At 66.1% G+C, this 18,284-nt stretch carries 15 protein-coding genes; 3 read left to right on the forward strand and 12 right to left on the reverse strand.

Annotated elements, in window-relative coordinates; genetic code table 11:
- Window positions 1-405: IS200/IS605 family transposase (gene tnpA / locus HCA61_RS25490; RefSeq protein ID WP_169690990.1), on the forward strand; the 405-nt coding region annotated here is incomplete at its 5' end.
- 187 nt (window positions 406-592) lie between these two features.
- Here the strand turns inward: tnpA and HCA61_RS25495 are convergent.
- The 5 genes from HCA61_RS25495 to HCA61_RS25515 form a co-directional block, all read right to left on the reverse strand.
- Window positions 593-1,429 (reverse strand): shikimate dehydrogenase, encoded by an 837-nt coding sequence (locus HCA61_RS25495; protein ID WP_247274996.1) that lies wholly within the window; start codon window positions 1,427-1,429, stop codon window positions 593-595.
- Entirely contained in the window at window positions 1,419-3,071 is a 1,653-nt protein-coding gene (locus HCA61_RS25500) for an endolytic transglycosylase MltG (protein WP_247274995.1), read from the reverse strand. The genes HCA61_RS25495 and HCA61_RS25500 overlap by 11 nt, the downstream gene beginning before the upstream one ends.
- A complete protein-coding gene (gene ruvX, locus HCA61_RS25505) occupies window positions 3,068-3,589 on the reverse strand; it encodes a Holliday junction resolvase RuvX (protein WP_247274997.1) in 522 nt (173 codons plus the stop codon). Before ruvX ends, HCA61_RS25500 begins: the two co-directional genes overlap by 4 nt.
- Window positions 3,589-6,255, reverse strand: a complete 2,667-nt coding sequence (alaS, locus tag HCA61_RS25510; RefSeq protein ID WP_169690993.1) for an alanine--tRNA ligase — start codon at window positions 6,253-6,255, stop codon at window positions 3,589-3,591. The genes ruvX and alaS overlap by 1 nt, the downstream gene beginning before the upstream one ends.
- A 121-nt stretch (window positions 6,256-6,376) precedes the next feature.
- Complete coding sequence (locus HCA61_RS25515) at window positions 6,377-7,789, reverse strand: replication-associated recombination protein A (protein WP_169690994.1); 1,413 nt, start codon at window positions 7,787-7,789, stop codon at window positions 6,377-6,379.
- A gap of 179 nt (window positions 7,790-7,968) precedes the next feature.
- Here HCA61_RS25515 and HCA61_RS25520 point away from each other — a divergent pair, with 179 nt between their 5' ends.
- Window positions 7,969-9,594, forward strand: coding sequence for an alkaline phosphatase D family protein (locus tag HCA61_RS25520; RefSeq protein ID WP_247274994.1), 1,626 nt, complete (start codon window positions 7,969-7,971; stop codon window positions 9,592-9,594).
- A 12-nt stretch (window positions 9,595-9,606) separates the two neighbouring features.
- On the opposite strand, the gene HCA61_RS25525 is transcribed toward HCA61_RS25520, so the two are convergent.
- Entirely contained in the window at window positions 9,607-10,770 is a 1,164-nt protein-coding gene (locus tag HCA61_RS25525) for a kinase (protein WP_169690995.1), read from the reverse strand.
- Between the two features lie 385 nt (window positions 10,771-11,155).
- On the reverse strand, window positions 11,156-12,949 hold the full coding sequence (aspS, locus tag HCA61_RS25530) for an aspartate--tRNA ligase (protein WP_169690996.1): 1,794 nt from the start codon (window positions 12,947-12,949) through the stop codon (window positions 11,156-11,158).
- 139 nt (window positions 12,950-13,088) lie between these two features.
- Here aspS and HCA61_RS25535 point away from each other — a divergent pair, with 139 nt between their 5' ends.
- Window positions 13,089-14,003, forward strand: a complete 915-nt coding sequence (locus HCA61_RS25535) for a neutral zinc metallopeptidase (protein ID WP_169690997.1) — start codon at window positions 13,089-13,091, stop codon at window positions 14,001-14,003.
- 43 nt (window positions 14,004-14,046) lie between these two features.
- Here the strand turns inward: HCA61_RS25535 and HCA61_RS25540 are convergent, their stop codons facing one another.
- From HCA61_RS25540 to HCA61_RS25560, 5 genes are all read right to left on the reverse strand, one after another.
- Window positions 14,047-14,823 carry a hypothetical protein gene (locus HCA61_RS25540; RefSeq protein ID WP_169690998.1) on the reverse strand — a complete coding sequence of 259 codons (777 nt, stop codon included), beginning with the start codon at window positions 14,821-14,823 and terminating at the stop codon, window positions 14,047-14,049.
- A gap of 27 nt (window positions 14,824-14,850) precedes the next feature.
- Window positions 14,851-15,321, reverse strand: coding sequence for a nucleoside deaminase (locus tag HCA61_RS25545; protein ID WP_169690999.1), 471 nt, complete (start codon window positions 15,319-15,321; stop codon window positions 14,851-14,853).
- An 11-nt stretch (window positions 15,322-15,332) separates the two neighbouring features.
- A complete protein-coding gene (locus tag HCA61_RS25550) occupies window positions 15,333-15,632 on the reverse strand; it encodes a protease inhibitor I42 family protein (RefSeq protein WP_169691000.1) in 300 nt (99 codons plus the stop codon).
- Window positions 15,633-15,829: 197 nt separating this feature from the next.
- Window positions 15,830-17,389, reverse strand: a complete 1,560-nt coding sequence (locus HCA61_RS25555; RefSeq protein WP_169691001.1) for an FMN-binding glutamate synthase family protein — start codon at window positions 17,387-17,389, stop codon at window positions 15,830-15,832.
- Window positions 17,390-17,395: 6 nt separating this feature from the next.
- Entirely contained in the window at window positions 17,396-18,268 is an 873-nt protein-coding gene (locus HCA61_RS25560) for a TIGR03620 family F420-dependent LLM class oxidoreductase (RefSeq protein WP_169691002.1), read from the reverse strand.
- Window positions 18,269-18,284: the final 16 nt, after the last annotated feature.

Below are 18,284 nucleotides of genomic sequence, written 5' to 3' on the forward strand. Positions count from 1 at the left end.
AGTCTTGTTAGAGCTGGTAGACATGCGGTGTGGGACTGTCATGCCCATTTGGTGTTTGTCACAAAGTATCGGCGTGGCGTGTTCACCGGCCCGATCTTGACCGACTGCGAGCAGGTCATGCGGAAGGTGTGTGGGGACTTCGGTTGCGAGCTACGTGAGTTCACCGGCGAGGACGATCATGTGCATCTACTCGTCGACTTCCCCGCGACCGTGCAACTGTCGAAGCTGGTGAATTCACTCAAGGGCGTGTCCTCGCGGCACTTGCGGCGCGATCACGCGGAGCATCTTTCCCGGTATCTGTCGGGCGGGCATTTGTGGTCCCGCTCGTATTACTGCGGGACGGCGGGTGGTGCGTCGTTGTCGGTGGTTGCCGAGTTCGTGGAATCCCAACGTCGCCCTGGGTAACGGTGGTTCACCTCCACCGTGAACGGTGGAGCACTCTCACCGCGAAAGGTAGATGCTGAGCAGGTACTGGGCCATCTCGTGCTCCTTCGGGCGCGGCCGGCAGTTCCCGGCCTCTCACCTACTACACGAACGGTAGGTGCCGGATTCGACACCTGCTACGACAACCGGCCCAAAATTTCTCGATTCGCTAACCGAGGCCGACGGCCGCAGCCATTGCGTCCCTCGGCGCGGCGCAGCCCGTGAACTGTTCCACCTGGCCGAAAGCCTGATGCAGCAGCATCGTCAGACCCGAGACCACGACGCTGCCAAGCGCGTGTGCGGCCGCACCCAGCGGAGTCGGCCACGGGTCGTAGATCGCGTCGAGAATGTACGGTGCCCGCGCCAAGGTGGCGGCATACGGAGCTGCCGCGGCAGCGGGCACCGTCGAGACCAACGCCCCGGACGCCCCGCAAACTTCGCCCAGTGCCGGATCATCGAAAGACACCCACCGCGGGGTGATCCCCACGGCCTCGGCGCAGTCGAAGGTTTCGGCTGCCCGCTGCTCCGAGCGCGCCACGACGGTCACCTCACGGGCACCCAGGTCGGCAAGGCCGACGATCGCGGGACGGGAGGTGCCGCCGTTGCCGACGACGACCGCGGGCCGTCCCGTCAGATCGTGTACGCCGATGGTCCCGAGCGCGCCGCTGACACCGTCGATATCGGTGCAGTCGGCGCGCCAACCGCCGTCGATGCGGACGAGGGTGTTCGCCGAACCGATCGCGACCGCCCGCTCGGTGCGTTCCGTCGCGAACTCGAGCGCGGCGAACTTGCCGGGCATCGTGACGGACAAGCCGACCCACTCGTCGCCGAGACCGGACACGAGATCCGGTAGCTGCTCGCCTGTGCATTCGATGCGCTCATAGGTCCAGTCGGCAAGCCCGAGCGCCCGATATGCGGCGAGGTGCAGCAGCGGAGACTTCGAATGTCCGATCGGGCTGCCGAGTACTGCGGCCTTGCGGGCCGTGTTCGTGTTGTCATCTGCCACTGTCGAGAATTCCGCTTTCGAGAGCCAACTGGGTATTGACGAGGTGTTCCTCATAGGTGTCGGCGAACAACGTCGTGCCCTGGTCGTCGATCGTCACGAAGTACGTCCATTCCCCCGGTTCCGGGTTCTCCACGGCCTGCAAGGCACCGATGCTCGGCGACGAAATCGGGGTAGCAGGCAGACCTACGCTCGCATACGTGTTCCACGGCGTCACGCGTGCACGGTCCGCGTCGGTGGTCGCGAGTTCGGTCTCATCGAGCGCATAGTTGACCGTCGAGTCGAACTGCAGCATCTGGTCGATCTCGAGTCGGTTGAGGATCACCCGTGCGACCCGCGCGAAATCGTCGGGCATGGCTTCGCGCTCGACCAGGGACGCGGCGACGAGCATCTCGTACGGGGTCAGGCCCACCTTCGGCGCAGCGGCAGAGATTCCCGTCTCGTCGTATCGTGCGGCGCTGCCGGTCACGAGTGTCCGCAACACCTCTCCGGGCTCGGCGGAGGGATCGAAATCCCAGCTACCTGCAGCGATGAGACCTTCGAGCTGTCGCTCACGATCCGGGACCTGCGCAACGGCGTCGCGCGCCCATGCCGGGACCCCGAGCGCGTCCAGATCGGCGCTCGCGCCGGCTGCGACGAGTTCCTCGTAGGTCAGGCAGTGTGTGACACCGGCATCGTCGTAGCAGCTTGCTTCTGCGATGAGGGTGTAGATGCCTTTGCGGACGGCGCCGGTGTTGACGTCTCGGATGTCGTGGAGCTGGCGTCCTTCCGAGACCACGAGCGCACCCACCCGGCTCTCCGGGGAGACGAAGGCGGTGACTGCGTCGACACCGGAGATATTGGTGGGGATCGCATAGAAGCCGGGGTGCACAGCGTTCATGCCTGCGTTCTGCACCGCAGCGTTGTAGAACGCGTCCGCACTGGCGGTCACGCCCTTGTCGGCGACTTCACTGCTGATCTCCGTTGCGGTTTCGCCCGGATGGACCTGCACGATGGCGACCGGCCCGGGAGGACCGGCGAAATCGGGCGGCAGCCCCGGACCCATGAATCGGTCGTAGGCGAAGTAGCCCCCGCCCACCACCACGATGAGAAGCAGCACGGCTGCCAGGGAGCCGACGACCTTCCCTCGCCTGCGACGCTTCACCGATGCGCGGGACTCGGCGCGCTGCTCCGTCGTGGCGCCCACGACGACCGGGGCCGCGCGCTGGTCGTCCCACGAATCGGCGTCCATGTCGTCGTCGACGGGTATTGCGGCGATGGTCTCGGTCCGGTCGAATACACCTGGCTCGTCGTACTCTGCGCCGTGGTGATACTCGTCTTCTCGACGTTGGGCGTATGAGTAACCACCGACGTACTCGTCGTCGTGACGAGCCCCTGCGCGTTCGTCCTCGAACTGCACTTGCCGGTGCGGCGGGGGACCGTCGAACACGCCTTCCTCGAAATGCAGGATGTTGGTGGGATCGTCGTCCGGATGCCGACCGTCAGCGGGTCGGTCCCGGCTGTATTCTTCGCGCCGCGGCGCCGGCTCCGGGGCGGGCGGGGTGTAGCGACCTGCGGTGTCGTAGGTTCCGGCGTAGGGGTCGCTGAACATACCACCGTGCCGAGTGTCGGGAGTGTCGTCGCCGTACCGTCCGTCCCGGCTCACCGGCCGCTCCCCTGGTCCCCGTCTGCCACGTTCAATGCTGCACTCCGCTCGTCCAACCAACCTTGCAAGATGGCGACGGCCGCGGCCTGGTCGATCACGGGCCGCGCGCCGCGCGCGCTGACTCCACTGTCGCGAAGCGCACGCGCCGCAGTGACCGTGGTGAAGCGTTCATCGGCCATCCGAACGGGAACCTCGGGAATCTCCCGACGAAGTCGACGTGCGAACGAACTCGCCAGCTTCGCGGCCTTCCCCGGCTCGCCGCGCAGGGTCTGCGGCAGCCCGACGATAACCTCAACCGCCTCGTATTCCATAACAATCTGGACAATGCGCCGGATATCGGGCGCGTCGGGGCCGCGCTCCTTGGACCTCGGCACAGTCTCGACCGGGGTGGCGAGGATGCAGTCGGGGTCGCAGGACGCCACTCCGATCCGCACACTGCCGACATCGATGGCGATACGACGCCCCCGGCCCGGATCATCCGAACCGGGACGATCAGGGCCGGGTACCTCGGCCACGATCAGCCGGCCAGCTCGCGCACTCGGGCGCGGACCGCGTCGAGCGCCGCATCGATACCCGATGCGTCCGAGCCCTGGCCCTGGGCCATGTCGGGTTTGCCGCCCCCGCGACCACCGATCGCCGGGCCGAAGCTCGACACGAGGTCGCCGGCCTTGATGCCCTTGTCCCGCACAGCGTCGTTGGTCGCCACGACGAACGGCACCTTGCCGTCTGCGCTGCCGAGCAGCAGCACCACGGCCGGATCGCTGCCGAGCCGACCGCGGATGTCCGATACCAGGGTGCGTAGGGCAGCACCGGATACACCTTCCGGTGCTCGGCCCGCGACGACGAAAACATCACCGATGCGTTCCGCTTTGTCGGCGAACGAACCTGCTGCCGCGGCCACGTTCGCGGCACGGCTCTTCTCGAGTTCCTTCTCGGCGACCTTGAGTCGCTCGAGAAGCGACTCGACACGTCCCGGAACCTCTTCGGAGGGCACCTTGAGTGTCGACGACAGACCCGCGAGCAACGCGCGTTCCTTCGCCAGGTGCCGATAGGAGTCGAGACCGACGTAGGCCTCCACTCGGCGGACACCCGAGCCGACGGACTGCTCTCCGAGCAGTGTGACCGTGCCGACGTGCGACGAGTGCTGCACGTGCGTGCCGCCGCACAGTTCCATCGAGAACGGCCCGCCCATCTCCACGACACGCACTTCGTCGCCGTAGTTCTCACCGAAAAGCGCCATCGCGCCCATTTTCTTGGCCTTGTCCAGGTCGGTGACGAAGGTGTTCACCGGGTAGTTCGCGGCGACAGCCTCGTTAGTGACGGATTCGATGTCCTGCTTCTGCTGTTCGGACAGCGCTCCCGGCCACGAGAAGTCGAAACGCAGGTAACCGGGCTTGTTGAGCGAACCGGCCTGCACCGCGTTCGGGCCGAGTACCTCCCGCAGCGCAGCGTGCACCAGGTGGGTGCCCGAGTGCCCCTGCGTGGCACCCTTACGCCATTCCGGATCGACCTGAACGAGAACAGCGTCGCCTTCGACGACCTGCCCCTCGAGCACCGTGACCTTGTGCACCCACAACTGCTTGGCGATCTTCTGCACGTCGTTGACCTTCACCCGCAGACCGGTTGCGGTGATGGTGCCCACATCGGCGATCTGGCCGCCGGATTCGGCATACAGCGGGCTGCGGTCCAGGATCAGTTCGACGTCCTGGCCTGCGCTCGCGGCGTGCAGGCGCTCACCTCCGGTGATGACGGCCAGAACGTGTGCTTCCGAGACGAGTTCGTTGAAACCGGTGAACTCGGTGGGGCCACGGTCGAGCAGTTCCTTGTAGATCGTCAGGTCGGCGTGGGCGTGCTTGCGCGCACGGGCATCGTCCTTCGCGCGCTGCCGTTGCTCGGCCATGAGCGACCGGAAGCCGTCTTCATCGACGGTGAGTCCTGCTTCGGACGCCATCTCGAGAGTGAGGTCGATCGGGAACCCGTAGGTGTCGTGCAATGCGAAGGCCTCGGAACCGCCGAGCACGGTCTTGCCCTGGGCCTTCACCGACTCGACGGCGCCTTCGAACAGCTTGCTGCCGGTACCGAGTGTCTTGAGGAACGCTGTCTCCTCACCGACAGCCACGGTCTCGATGCGCGCGAACTCGGTGGCCAACTCGGGGTACGACGGTGCCATCGTGTCGCGCACGACAGCCATGAACTCGGCCATCGTGGGCTGCTCGGCGCCGAGCAGACGAGCCGATCGGACGATGCGGCGCAGCAGTCGGCGCAGAACGTAGCCGCGGCCGTCGTTGCCGGGGTTGACGCCGTCGACGATCAGCATCGCGGCGGTACGCGCGTGATCTGCGATCACACGGAATCGCACGTCGGATACATGGTCGGCGCCGTAACGGCTTCCGGTGAGTTCCTGAGCCTTGTCGATGACCGGCCGCAACAGGTCCGTCTCGTAGACATTCTCGACACCTTGCAGCAGGAAGGCGACACGCTCGACGCCCATACCCGTATCGATGTTCTTCTTGGGCAGGGGACCCAGGATCGGATAGTTTTCCTTCCCGCCGCCCTCACCCCGCTGGTTCTGCATGAAGACGAGATTCCAGATCTCGATGTAGCGGTCCTCGTCGGCTTCGGGACCGCCCTCGACACCGTAGTCGGGGCCGCGGTCGTAGAAGATCTCCGAGCACGGGCCGCACGGGCCGGGGATGCCCATCGACCAGTAGTTGTCCTTCATCCCGCGACGCTGGATCCGTTCGGCCGGTACACCGATCTTGTCGTGCCAGATCGCATATGCTTCATCGTCGTCGAGATAGACCGTTGCCCAAAGCTTTTCGGGATCGATCCCGTAGCCGCCCTCGTCGACGGAGTCGGTCAGCAACGACCACGCGTGCGTGATGGCTTCTTCCTTGAAGTAGTCACCGAACGAGAAGTTGCCTGCCATCTGGAAGAAGGTGTTGTGCCGGGTGGTGATCCCCACCTCCTCGATGTCGAGGGTGCGCACACACTTCTGCACCGAAGTGGCCCGCGAGTAGGGCGGGGTCTGCTGCCCGAGGAAGAACGGCACGAAGGGGACCATGCCCGCGTTGACGAACAGCAGGTTCGGATCGGCCAGGATCAACGAGGCGCTCGGCACTTCGGTGTGGCCTGCCTTCACGAAGTGGTCGAGAAAGCGCCTGCGGATCTCGTGGGTCTGCACGTCGATGGTCCTTTGTGGTCTGACGGTGGCGGAGCTGCCCGGCAAGGGGCGGACGATCCAGTCGATCGGCCGCCTTTCAGCTTATCGCGCCACCACGAACTGATTATCAGGACCGCGGCGGCTACCGCAGTCCGCGTACGATCCGACGCAGCTTCGGCAGCCGCGACGACAGCTCACGCTCGACACCGCGGCCCGTCGGCTCGTAGTAGTCGACGCCCACGAGCTCGTCGGGCGCGTACTGCTGTGCGAGGACACCGTCCGGGTGGTCGTGCGGATACCGGTAGCCGATGGCGTTGCCGAGCTTCTGCGCACCCTGGTAGTGACCGTCACGCAGGTGATTCGGCACGGGCCCTGCCTTCCCTGCCTGCACATCGCCGATGGCAGCGAACAGCGCGGCGGTCACCGATCCGGACTTCGGTGCGGTGGCGATGTGGATGGTGGCCTGTGCGAGGGCGAGCTGAGCCTCCGGCATACCGACCTGCTGGACCACCTGCGCCGCGGCCACCGCCGCCTGAAGCGCAGTGGGGTCGGCCATACCGACCTCCTCGCTGGCCTGGATCATCAGGCGCCGGGCGATGAACCTCGGGTCCTCCCCCGCCACGATCATCCGAGCGAGATAGTGCAATGCGGCATCGACGTCGGAGCCGCGCAGCGACTTGATGAAGGCACTGGCTACGTCGTAGTGCTGGTCACCGTCACGGTCGTACCGGACCGCGGCCTTGTCGATACTGGATTCGACGGTCGGCAGGTCGATGACTGCGTCGGTGTCACCCGCGCGGTCGAGCGCCGTTTCCGCGGAGGCTTCCAACGCCGTCAGGGCGCGGCGAGCATCACCGCCCGCGAGCCGGACGAGGTGATCGAGCGCCTCGTCGGTGATCGCGACCGTCCCGGCAAGGCCCCGCGGGTCCGTGCGGGCCCGTTCGAGCAACGCCCGGATGTCGTCCGGGCCGAGGGGCTGCAGCTGAAGTACCAGCGACCGCGACAGCAGCGGTGCGACGACGGAGAAGGACGGATTCTCGGTCGTGGCCGCCACCAGCAGGACGATCCGGTTCTCCACCGCGGCGAGCAGTGCGTCCTGCTGGGTTTTGGAGAACCGGTGGACCTCGTCGATGAACAGCACGGTCTGCTCGCCGTGGGTGAGCCGACGGCGCGCGAGGTCGATCACGGCGCGGACGTCCTTCACACCCGCGGACAGCGCGGACAACGCTTCGAAGCGTCGACCCGTGGCACCGGAGATGAGCGACGCAAGGGTGGTCTTGCCGGTTCCCGGAGGCCCGTAGAGGACGACGGAAGCAGCCCCTGAACCCTCGACGAGTCGCCGCAGCGGCGCGCCCGGCTCGAGCAGGTGCTGCTGCCCGAGGACCTCGTCGAGGTTCGCCGGGCGCATCCGTGCGGCCAGCGGTGCGTTCGGCCCGGTCGGGCCGACCGGGGCACGCCGAATCGACGGTTCCGGATCCGGCGGCGGTTCGCGCGGCGCTTCGAACAAGGCGTCCGGTTCGGCCGACGGGTCGTTCGCCCCGAAGAGATCACTCACGCCGACGACGCTACAAGCGCCACCGCCCTTCGAGCGAATGTGCGGTCGAGCTCCTCGCAGCGAGCCAGGGTGCCGTTCGCTCGGGTACCGGTTCCCGGACGACGAACGTTCGGTGAAATCTCGGAAGAGATCCTGCTCGTTCGTCGAACACCCGTCCAGGACTGTGTTCGGATCGGTGCGTGCTCTCCACGCGATTGTCCCGCCGCATATTTCTGCGCTTCGGAGTCGGTGCCGCCGGCGCTGCCGCGCTCGCCGCCACCGGGAGCACGGCAGCGGCGTCACCCGCGGTGTTCCGCCACGGCGTCGCCTCCGGAGATCCGCTCCCGGACGCGGTGATCCTGTGGACGCGGGTGACCCCGTCGCCCGAGGCGACACCCGGTTCCGGGCTCGGACCCGAGACGACAGTGCGGTGGGAACTCTCCCGCGACACGAACTTCGAGTCGACCGTCGCGACCGGGACGGTCACCGCGTCCGCCGCATCGGATCACACCGTCAAGATCGACGCGACCGGACTCTCCGCCGCGACGGAGTATCACTACCGCTTCGTCGTCGGAGATGTCGTGTCGCCGACGGGGCGCACCCGCACCGCACCCGCCCCGGGCACACCGACGGATCAGCTGCGCTTCGGAGTGGTGTCGTGCTCGAACTGGGAGGGCGGCTTCTTCGGTGCGTACCGGCATCTCGCAGCCCGTGACGATCTGTTCGCAATCCTGCATCTCGGCGACTACCTGTACGAGTACGCGGCGGGCGGGTTTCCTGTCGCAGGCAGCGACGCCAGGACTCACGCCCCGACTCACGAGATCGTGACCCTGGCCGACTACCGGATCCGGCACGGGCAGTACAAGACCGATTCCGATCTGCAGGCCCTCCACGCAACCGTGCCGTGGATCGTCGTGTGGGACGACCACGAATCGGCCGACAACGCCTACGCGGGTGGTGCGGAGAATCACGATCCGGCGTTCGAGGGCGATTGGGCCATGCGCAAAGCCGCCTCGGTCAGGGCGTATTCGGAGTGGATGCCGGTCCGTATGGACGGCACCCGTCTCTACCGGCGACTCCGGTTCGGGGACCTCGCCGAACTGTCCATGCTCGACCTGCGCAGCTACCGGAGCGAGCAGGTCCGCCCGGGCGCGCAGTGGCGCACCGTCGACGACGACACCCGCACGATCACGGGGCCGGAACAGATGGCGTGGTTGACCGCGGGGCTGACGACCTCGCAGACGACGTGGCAGCTGGTGGGGAACTCGGTGATGGTCGCACCGGTGCTGTTCCCTCCCCTGGACCCCCAGACGACAGGCGCGCTGACCGAACTTGTCGGTGTGCCGTCGAACGGGATCCCGTACAACGCCGACCAGTGGGACGGTTATCCCTCCGATCGCCGACGATTGCTCGACGCGATCACCGCGGCGGGTCGTCGCAATGTCGTGTTCCTCACCGGAGACATCCACACGTCTTGGGGCGCAGCCGTCCCCGTCGACGCAGCCGCGTATCCGGCCGCGGGAACGGTGGCAACCGAATTCGTGGTGCCCTCGGTGACGTCAGCGAATATCGACGAGTTGCTCGGGGTTCCGCCGCGGACGGTCGGCCCGGCGATCGAATCCGCCATCCGGGCCACCAATCGACACATCGAGTACGTCGAACTCGACTCCCACGGCTACGGAGTACTCGACGTAACACCCGGGGCGGTCCAGATGGACTGGTTCCACCTGCACAACCCGGCTGATCTCCACACCGGCGTCACGCGGGCGGCGGGGCTACGAGTGGCCGCGGACAGCGCGAGGACGGAGCCCGCACCGCCGTTGTGAGGACCTACGACGTCAGGGCGCCGCGTGCCCCAGGTTCGCGAGAACCTCGCGTGCGTGTGCCGCAACATCGTCGTGGCCGGTATCGCTTGCGAAGTCCGCGAGCAACGACCACCTCGAACTCAACGCGCGAAGCCGCGCCACCGACAATTCGTGGGTGCGCACCGACGCGATGCGGGCGGGCTCCTCGGGCAAGAACAGGTGGGTGCTCAACCAGACGCAGGCGAGCTGGGCGTCGAGGAGACGTTCGGCGAGAACTTCGTCGTAGGCGAGTTGCGGCCACATGCCCACCACCTCGGCGCGCCAGGCATCGGCCATGGCCCGCACCCGCTCGGAGGTCAGGGGTGCTGCACACAGGCACAATGGGAATGAGGTGAGCGCGTACGCGATGTCGAGCGTCGCGTCGCGGAACCCGCCCCATTCGTAATCGAGGAACTGCACCCCTTCGTCGCCGACGACGATGTTGTCGGGGCACAGATCCGACGGACTGAACGCACGGAACCGTCCCCCCGTGAACAGTTTCGCAGCGCGCTCCGCGCGGTCGAGTACCGACTGGGGAACGGTGAGCCCGAAGTCGGTGGCGAGTAGTTCGGGCACGCCGCGGACCGCGTCGATGGCCTGTTCGGCCACCGCGTCGCCGACGGACACGACCCCGGCTCTGCGGAGCAACGCCGAGAAATCTTCCTCACGGCCAACGGTCGCGGCATGCATGCGACCGAGCGCCTGCGCGAGCGCCATGAGCGTATTTCCGACGGTATCGGTGTCGCCGCTGCGCAGCAGTGTCGCCAGCGGGGTGGCATCGCCGAGGTCGCTGAGCACCAGCAGCCGGGTCTCGAAGTCGTAGGCGAGCAGTTCCGCTCCGGGTCGATGGTCCTTGGCGAGCGCGGTCGCAAACTGGTACGACACGGCTTCGCGGAGGAATGCGACCTCCTCGTCCGTGGCGGCACCGCGGAGGTCGACGTGACCGGCGCCGCGGGTCGGCGGCACCTGCTTGAGGACGAGAGTGCGGGGCAGAGAGAAGGGGTTGGCAGCGACTCGTACGCGAAGAACCACCGAACGGCCGCTGCCGCCGAGATCCACAGGATCCGCGAGCGTAACCGGGGCGCCGGTGCGACGAGTGAGCAGCGTCTCCGCCGCTTGCACTACCTCCGAAACGGGGTCTGCCAATGTTGCGGTCATCACCAAACAATCTACATCGTCGCGGCCTCCGACAGGGCATGCGGAATCCCCCACCGACTCGGGACCAAGGTCCGTTCCGACCGAAACAGCGACGCCCCCACCACTCCGCGGGGCGGGTTGCGCCTGATCATCGACGCGTTTCACCGAAACGGACAATCCGCACTCAAGCCTTGTCGCCGCGTCGAAAGTTCTTCTCGGAAGCCCGAATCGAGGAGTCGTTTCCGTGAATGAGAACTACCACGGCGATCAATTCGGTATATGAAGTTATTCCGTTGAGTCCGAAATCCGGAATCCAGGACCAACGAACGGGGCGAGCTCACCTGGGTGAGCGCGCCCCGTCGATGTGGGCAGTCGGCGAACCTTCTCCCGAGCCGCTGAGGTGCCTCTACTGGGTGGAAGCCGCTGCGGTGTCCTTCACGTCGTCGGGCTTGAAGTCCATTCCGGATTCCTTGCGCTGCTCGTCGCTGATCGGGCCGGGTGCGTCGGTGAGCGGGTCGACTCCCCCACCCGACTTGGGGAACGCGATGACCTCTCGGATCGAGTCCACACCGGCAAGCAGTGCAGTGATCCGGTCCCAGCCGAAGGCGATACCTCCGTGCGGCGGCGCACCGTACTTGAACGCCTCGAGCAGGAAGCCGAACTTCTCGTTCGCTTCCTCCTCAGGAATTCCCATCACCTTGAACACGCGTTCCTGGATGTCGGGCCGGTGGATACGAATCGAGCCGCCACCGATCTCGTTGCCGTTGCAGACGATGTCGTAGGCGTAGGCCAACGCCGCACCCGGATCGGTGTCGAACGTGTCGAGGAACTCCGGCTTCGGTGAGGTGAATGCGTGGTGTACGGCCGTCCAGCCAGACGAACCGAGAGCGACATCACCCGACGCGGTCGCATCTGCCGCCGGCTCGAACATGGGAGCGTCGACCACCCACACGAATGCCCACGCATTCGGGTCGATGAGGTCGAGTTTGCGGGCGATCTCGCCGCGCGCCGCACCCAGCAGAGCGCGCATCGGCTTGGTCGCACCGGCGGCGAAGAAGATGCAGTCGCCGGGGACGGCACCCACATGGGCCGCCAACCCGGCCCGCTCGGTGTCGGTGAGGTTCTTCGCGACAGGGCCGGTGAGCTCGCCGTCCTCGCCCACGAGCACGTACGCGAGGCCCTTGGCGCCGCGCTGCTTGGCCCATTCCTGCCATGCGTCCAGCTGACGACGCGGCTGCGACGCACCGCCCGGCATGACGACCGCACCGACGTACTCCGCCTGGAATACACGGAAAGTGGTGTCCTTGAAGAACTCTTTGCACTCGACGAGTTCGATGCCGAAGCGCAGGTCCGGCTTGTCGCTACCGAAACGTCGCATGGCGTCGGCGTAGGTCATCCGTGGGATCGGTGTCTCGAGCTCGTATCCGACCAGACGCCACAATGCGTGCAACACCTCTTCGGCGAGCAGGATCACGTCGTCCTGGTTCACGAACGCCATCTCGATATCGAGCTGGGTGAACTCCGGCTGCCGGTCGGCGCGGAAGTCCTCGTCTCGATAGCAACGCGCGATCTGGTAGTACCGCTCGATGCCACCTGCCATGAGCAACTGCTTGAACAGCTGCGGCGACTGCGGCAGCGCGTAGAAATTGCCGGGCTGCAGACGCGCAGGCACCAGGAAGTCGCGTGCACCCTCGGGCGTCGAGCGAGTCAGCGTCGGCGTCTCGACCTCGACGAACTCGTGATGGGCGAGCACCGAGCGGGCTGCAGCATTGACCTTGCTCCGGAGGCGAATGGCCTTGCCGGGCCCCTCCCTGCGCAGATCCAGGTAACGGTACTTGAGTCGGGCCTCTTCACCGGCCTGGTCGTCGAGCTGGAACGGCAGCGGTGCCGCCTCACCCAGCACCTCGAGCTCGACGGCATTGACCTCCACCGCACCCGTCGGGATCTCGAAGTTCTGGTTTCCTTCGGGCCGGATCTCGACGACTCCGGTCACCTTCACGCAGTATTCGGCTCGGAGCTTGTGCGCTTGCTCGAGCACCGTTGCGTCACGGAAAACCACCTGGGACACACCGGAGGCGTCGCGCAGGTCGATGAAGATGACCCCGCCGTGGTCGCGGCGCCGGGCAACCCAACCGGTGAGGGTGACGGTTTGCTCGGCGTGCTCGGCTCGCAACGAGCCGGCGAGATGGGTGCGCAGCACGGAATTCCTTTCGAAACGATCATCGACGGGGTTCGTCGCTGCAATCCTACGAAAGACACGAAGCGGCCGAGCACACACGTGCCGAAACGGCCGTGCCAAACTTGTGCGGTTCGTTCGGCTCGACGACAAGGCGGATGCAATGACGTTCAACGAGGGCGCACGACGCGATCCGAACCGGGTTCGTGTCGGTGGAGGCGGCCGAGGTGGCAAGATCGCGCTGGGAGGCGGCGCGGGTGGCCTCATCGTGCTGATCCTGGCGTTGCTGTTCGGCGGCGACCCGACGTCACTGCTCGGATCGGGTGTCCCGGACCAATCCGACCCGTACAGCGCCGGGGGAACACTCGAGGGATGCGAAACCGGCGGCGACGCGAACTCGAGCGTCGACTGCCGCGTCGCCTTCACCGTCGAATCCCTCGATACCGTGTGGGAGCAGCAACTCGCCGCTCAAACAGGCATTGCCTACCAGATGCCCGAGGTCGAATTGTTCACCGCGGCGACCTCGACCGGATGCGGCAACGCCACCAGCGACATCGGCCCGTTCTACTGCCCCGCGGATCGGACCGCGTATTTCGACACCAGCTTCTTCGAGCAGCTCGTGACCCAGTTCGGGTCGAGCGGCGGGCCCCTCGCCCAGGAATACGTGGTGGCGCACGAAGTAGGCCATCACCTGCAGAATCAGCTGGGAGACCTCGGTCGCGCACAGTCGGATCCCCGCGGACCGGAGTCGGGTGCGGTGCGCACCGAACTCCAGGCCGATTGCTATGCCGGGGTGTGGGCGCACTACGCGGACACCCTCCCCGACCCGGACACAGGCATTCCGTTCCTGGCGCCGCTGAGCGACACCGACATCCGGGATGCGCTCTCGGCCGCCTCCGCGGTCGGCGACGACCGTATCCAGTCCGCTGCCACGGGTCGCGTCAACCCGGAAGCGTGGACCCACGGCTCGTCCGAGCAGCGCCAGAAGTGGTTCATCGCGGGATACAACACCGGACAGATCGCGGCGTGCGACACCTATTCCGCGCCCGATCTGGACGCTCCGCCCGCATTGCGATGAGCGCTGGATCGGCACCGAGCGACTCGCACACCCCTGCCGCCACTCACGGGACGGGGTCGACGACGAGCCGCACCACCTCGTCGTCGACCCTCCACCACGAATCCGGATTCTCCCGCGCCGCGGAATAGACGAGACCGGCGGCATCTCCGTTGATCACTCCGGGTGATCCCGGATCGCCCGTCCTGAACGTGGCGGGATGAGGGCCGGGCCACGACGGAACAACGCCGTCCGGAGCGGCCCCCTCCTGCGGTTCATAAATGTGCACGGTATCGGGCACGAAAGGTTCGGCCTCCCCCTGGGCCAAGTCCCAGGCCTCCGCAATCACGTCTCGCAATGCTGCGCGATTCTCGAGTGCGGCAGGGGACAGATCCTGCTCGAACCGGGTACCGAATGCGTAGACACGCAATTCCGAGGCGTCACCGTGTCCATGAAAGGCGACGGTGGTCGTCTCCTGATCGGTCACTGCAGGACTTCCGACATCGGTGCCCGGATCGATGAGGTACAGATCCTCGATGTCCGCGGCGAACCGGGCCACCTCGTCCGGATCCGACAGAGCCACCAGGTATTCGGGTGGGGCCATCATGTGAGGTTCGGTCCGTTCGGTGTAGACCACCCGGCCATCGCCGTAAACCGAGATCACCGGAGAGTGAAGCGCCTGGACCACGAACGGGAGCCATCCGTGGCCACCGGTTCCGACGCTGAACACAAGTTGGTCGGCCGGCAGGCGGCCCGGGTGCTCTCCCGGCGACGCACAGCAGATCGACACCAGCGCGCCGATACCGACCCAGGTCGACTTACGGATTCGACTCGCCGACGACACATTCCCCCCACACCCGTAGTTTCCGGTTCAGGTTAGGGGATCCGACGACGGTGCGATGCCGATATCTTCATCCCACAGTTCTGGTGAGTCGTCGATGAAGCGAGTCATCATCGCCACGCACCGGGGGTCGTCCAGCACCGTGACGGAGACTCCGCAGTCGACGAGCCACCCGTGGCCGCCGCAGAATGTGACCGCCTCCCCGACGATGACGGACCCGATGCCGAACTGACGCACCAGACCACTGCAGTACCAGCACGGCGAGAGCGTCGTGACCATGATCGTCGACCTGTAGTCGCGACGGCGACCGGCCGCGCGAAACGCCGCGGTCTCGGCGTGGATCGTCGGATCGTCGTCTTGGACGCGTCTGTTGTGCCCCCGACCGAGCAATGTGCCCTCGGCGTCGAACAGCGCAGCTCCGATCGGTATACCGCCTTCGGAAAGCCCCACCTCGGCCTCAGCGCGCGCGACGTCGAGGAGCGCGTACGCGTCGATCCCCACTCTGCGAAGCCTCAGGTCACCGTGACGGTCATGTCGGCGAGCGCCGCAGACAGGTCCATGTGCCTGCGCATCCGCAACGACAGCGGCCACGTGCCCGGCCGCTTCGCGCGGAGATAGAACACCCGTTCACTTGTGGCTCCGGGCAGCGGATTGTTCGAGGGGACGAACCTGATATCGCGCAGGTTGAGCCCTTTCCCGATTCGGGTCGTGGACCAGCAGTAGTCGCGGGAGGTGTTCTCCGGCAGGTGCAGTTCGATGGTGTCCCCCACATCGACCGTCAAATCGCGTGGACCAGTGGTGATGTGCTTCATGAATCAAGGGTACGGCGATTATGTGATGCAGGCCACCACTATGAGTGGTAGGTGGCACCGCCCTCCCACCGGGCGAAGCAGTCACCGGACACCTGCACCCTCACGTTGCGGTCTGTCGCAGCCCCGTCGGCGACCGGTTGCGCGTACTGCTTGCTGCCCACTTCGGCTGCGCTGAAAGCGCAGGGGCAACCACTGCGTCAGTACCGAGTCGCAGCTCCGGTGGATCCGCTGGCGCCGGGCGTCATGATTCGAGTGATCTCCTCCTGATCGGTGGGACCCGGCAGGCCCCAACCCTCCCGGTAGCCGTACAGCTCGGTCAACGTCACAGAGCGTCGGTTGCCATCGGCGATCTCGACATCGTCGGAGGTGATCAGACTCGGGTGCGCCACTCCACACCCCTGCGACACCTTCAGCAGGTCGCGGCGTAATGCACGAAGATACTGCTCCACCCGGTCCGCTTTCGACGGAACATCCAATCCGCGTTGCAGCCAGGGCTTCTGCGAGGCAACGCCGGTCGGACAGGTGTCGGTGTGACACTTCTGCGCCTGGATACAGCCGACCGCGAACATCGGTTCGCGCGCGACGTTGAGCATGTCGCATCCGAGAGCCATGGCTGCCACGGCGTTGTCGGGGAGGCCGAGTTTCCCCGACCCGATGAAGGTGACACGCTCGGCAAGGCCTGCCTCTGCAAACTGCCGATAGACACGGGCGAAGCCGCTGCGGAACGGCAGGGAGACGGTGTCCGCGAATACCAGCGGCGCAGCGCCCGTACCACCTTCCCCACCGTCGATTGTCACGAAGTCGACTCCACGCTCGCCGCTGCGCATCCGGTCGACGAGGACCTGCCAGAATCTCGGATCGCCGACTGCAGCCTTGATTCCCACGGGCAGCCCGGTTCTCGCTGCTAGGAGTTCGACGAAATCGAGCAGGGTGTCGACATCGTGGAACGCGGTGTGTCTCGACGGACTCACGACATCGCGCCCCGCCGGTACACCGCGGATCCCGGCGATCTCCTCCGTGACCTTCGCTCCGGGCAGCAGGCCCCCGAGCCCGGGTTTCGCGCCCTGACTCAGCTTGATCTCGAGCGCCTTGATCGGTGCGGACTCGGTGAGCGCAACGAGCCGATCCAGATCGAATCGCCCGTCGGCGTCGCGACATCCGAAGTAGGCGGTGCCGATCTGGAAGACGAGGTCTGCGCCGTTGCGGTGATACGGCGACAGGCCGCCTTCACCCGTGTTGTGGAGGCACCCCGCGGCCGCCGCGCCCTTGTTCATCGCGACCACCGCGGCCGCCGACAACGATCCGAAACTCATCGCCGAGATGTTGACGACCGAACCGGGACGGAACGCTTTCGCGCGACCGCGTGGTCCGCCCAGGATTTTCGCGGAGGGAATTGCTACGTCCTCGCCACTGTGCGGCGCGGCGGACGGCGGAACCTGGGAGAAGGTGCGGTGTTTGATGACGGTGTATCCGTCGGTGCGCTCGATGTCGTTGTCTGTGCCGAAACCGAAGGTGTTGTTCTGCTGCTTCGCCGATGCATAGATCCAGCGACGTTGATCCCGGGTGAACGGGCGTTCCTCGTCGTTTCCCGCCACGATGTACTGCCTGAGTTCGGGACCGATCGCCTCGATGAAGTAGCGGGCATGCCCGATCACGGGAAAGTTACGCAGCAGCGAGTGTTTTCGCTGCAGCAGATCGTACGACGCCACCGCGGCCACCGCGGCAGCGGGGATTCCGACGGCTTTCCGCCAATCCATCCGCGATCAGCCGATCAGCGCCGCGGCGAGGTCACGGTACGCCTGCGTGGGGAACGACATCGGATCTGCAGTGAGTACCTGAACAGGTACTTCGTCGGCGCCGGCCGCGTAGTGCCGCTCGATCCCGGCGACGACGCGTTCGATGCTGCCCGACGGAATCAGCGCCTCACGCAACCGGTCGCTGCCTGCTCCCGCGACATCGTCCTCGGTGAATCCGAGACGTAGGAGGTTGTCGGAGTAGTTCGGAAGCGACAGATAACCGCGCATGTACTCGTGTGCGATTTCGCGGGCAGTGTCTTCGTCCTCGTCGAGTACTACGGCGACCTCGGGAGCCAGAAGTGGACCGTCGCCGAGGATTTCCCGGGCCCGGGCTGTGTGTTCGGCGGGTACGAAATACGGGTGTGCGCCCGCGGTACGCGCGGCCGACAAGCTCAGCATGCGGGGACCGAGCGCGGCCAGCGCGAGACGACCGGCGGGGACCGGAGTGTTCGCCCGCTCCAACGCGTCCAGGTATTCGACCATGCGACTGTAGGGTTTCGTGTATCGGCCGGCTTCGGTTGCGTCGACTACCGGTCCGTGACTGGTACCGAGACCGAGCAGGAAACGTCCGGGATGTTCGCGCTCGAATCGATCGACTGCCGTCGCGGCGTCCTCAGGATCCGCGTGCCAGATGCTGACGATTCCGCTCGCGACACCGAGCTTCGGTGTCGCAGCGAGCACCTCTCCGTAGATCGAGGGCACACCGTCGCCGAAGCCGCCCGATGTCCACAGTCTCGCGTAGCCGAGCTCATCGAGTTCCCGCGCCGCATCGAGAGCGGCCTCCCTGGTCTTGCGACTCAACCAGAATCCGCCGCCCCATACGCTCACTCGTCGTGTCATGGTTCCGACACTATCT

The organism is Rhodococcus sp. HNM0563 (assembly GCF_012726195.1).
Taxonomy (GTDB): domain Bacteria; phylum Actinomycetota; class Actinomycetes; order Mycobacteriales; family Mycobacteriaceae; genus Rhodococcus.

Coding starts and splice junctions, on each gene's coding strand:
- HCA61_RS25550 (WP_169691000.1), bottom strand. CDS start 15,632: ATGAAGCACATCACCACTGGTCCACGCGATTTGACGGTCGATGTGGGG.
- HCA61_RS25525 (WP_169690995.1), bottom strand. CDS start 10,770: ATGACCGCAACATTGGCAGACCCCGTTTCGGAGGTAGTGCAAGCGGCG.
- HCA61_RS25555 (WP_169691001.1), bottom strand. CDS start 17,389: ATGGATTGGCGGAAAGCCGTCGGAATCCCCGCTGCCGCGGTGGCCGCG.
- HCA61_RS25560 (WP_169691002.1), bottom strand. CDS start 18,268: ATGACACGACGAGTGAGCGTATGGGGCGGCGGATTCTGGTTGAGTCGC.
- HCA61_RS25535 (WP_169690997.1), top strand. CDS start 13,089: ATGACGTTCAACGAGGGCGCACGACGCGATCCGAACCGGGTTCGTGTC.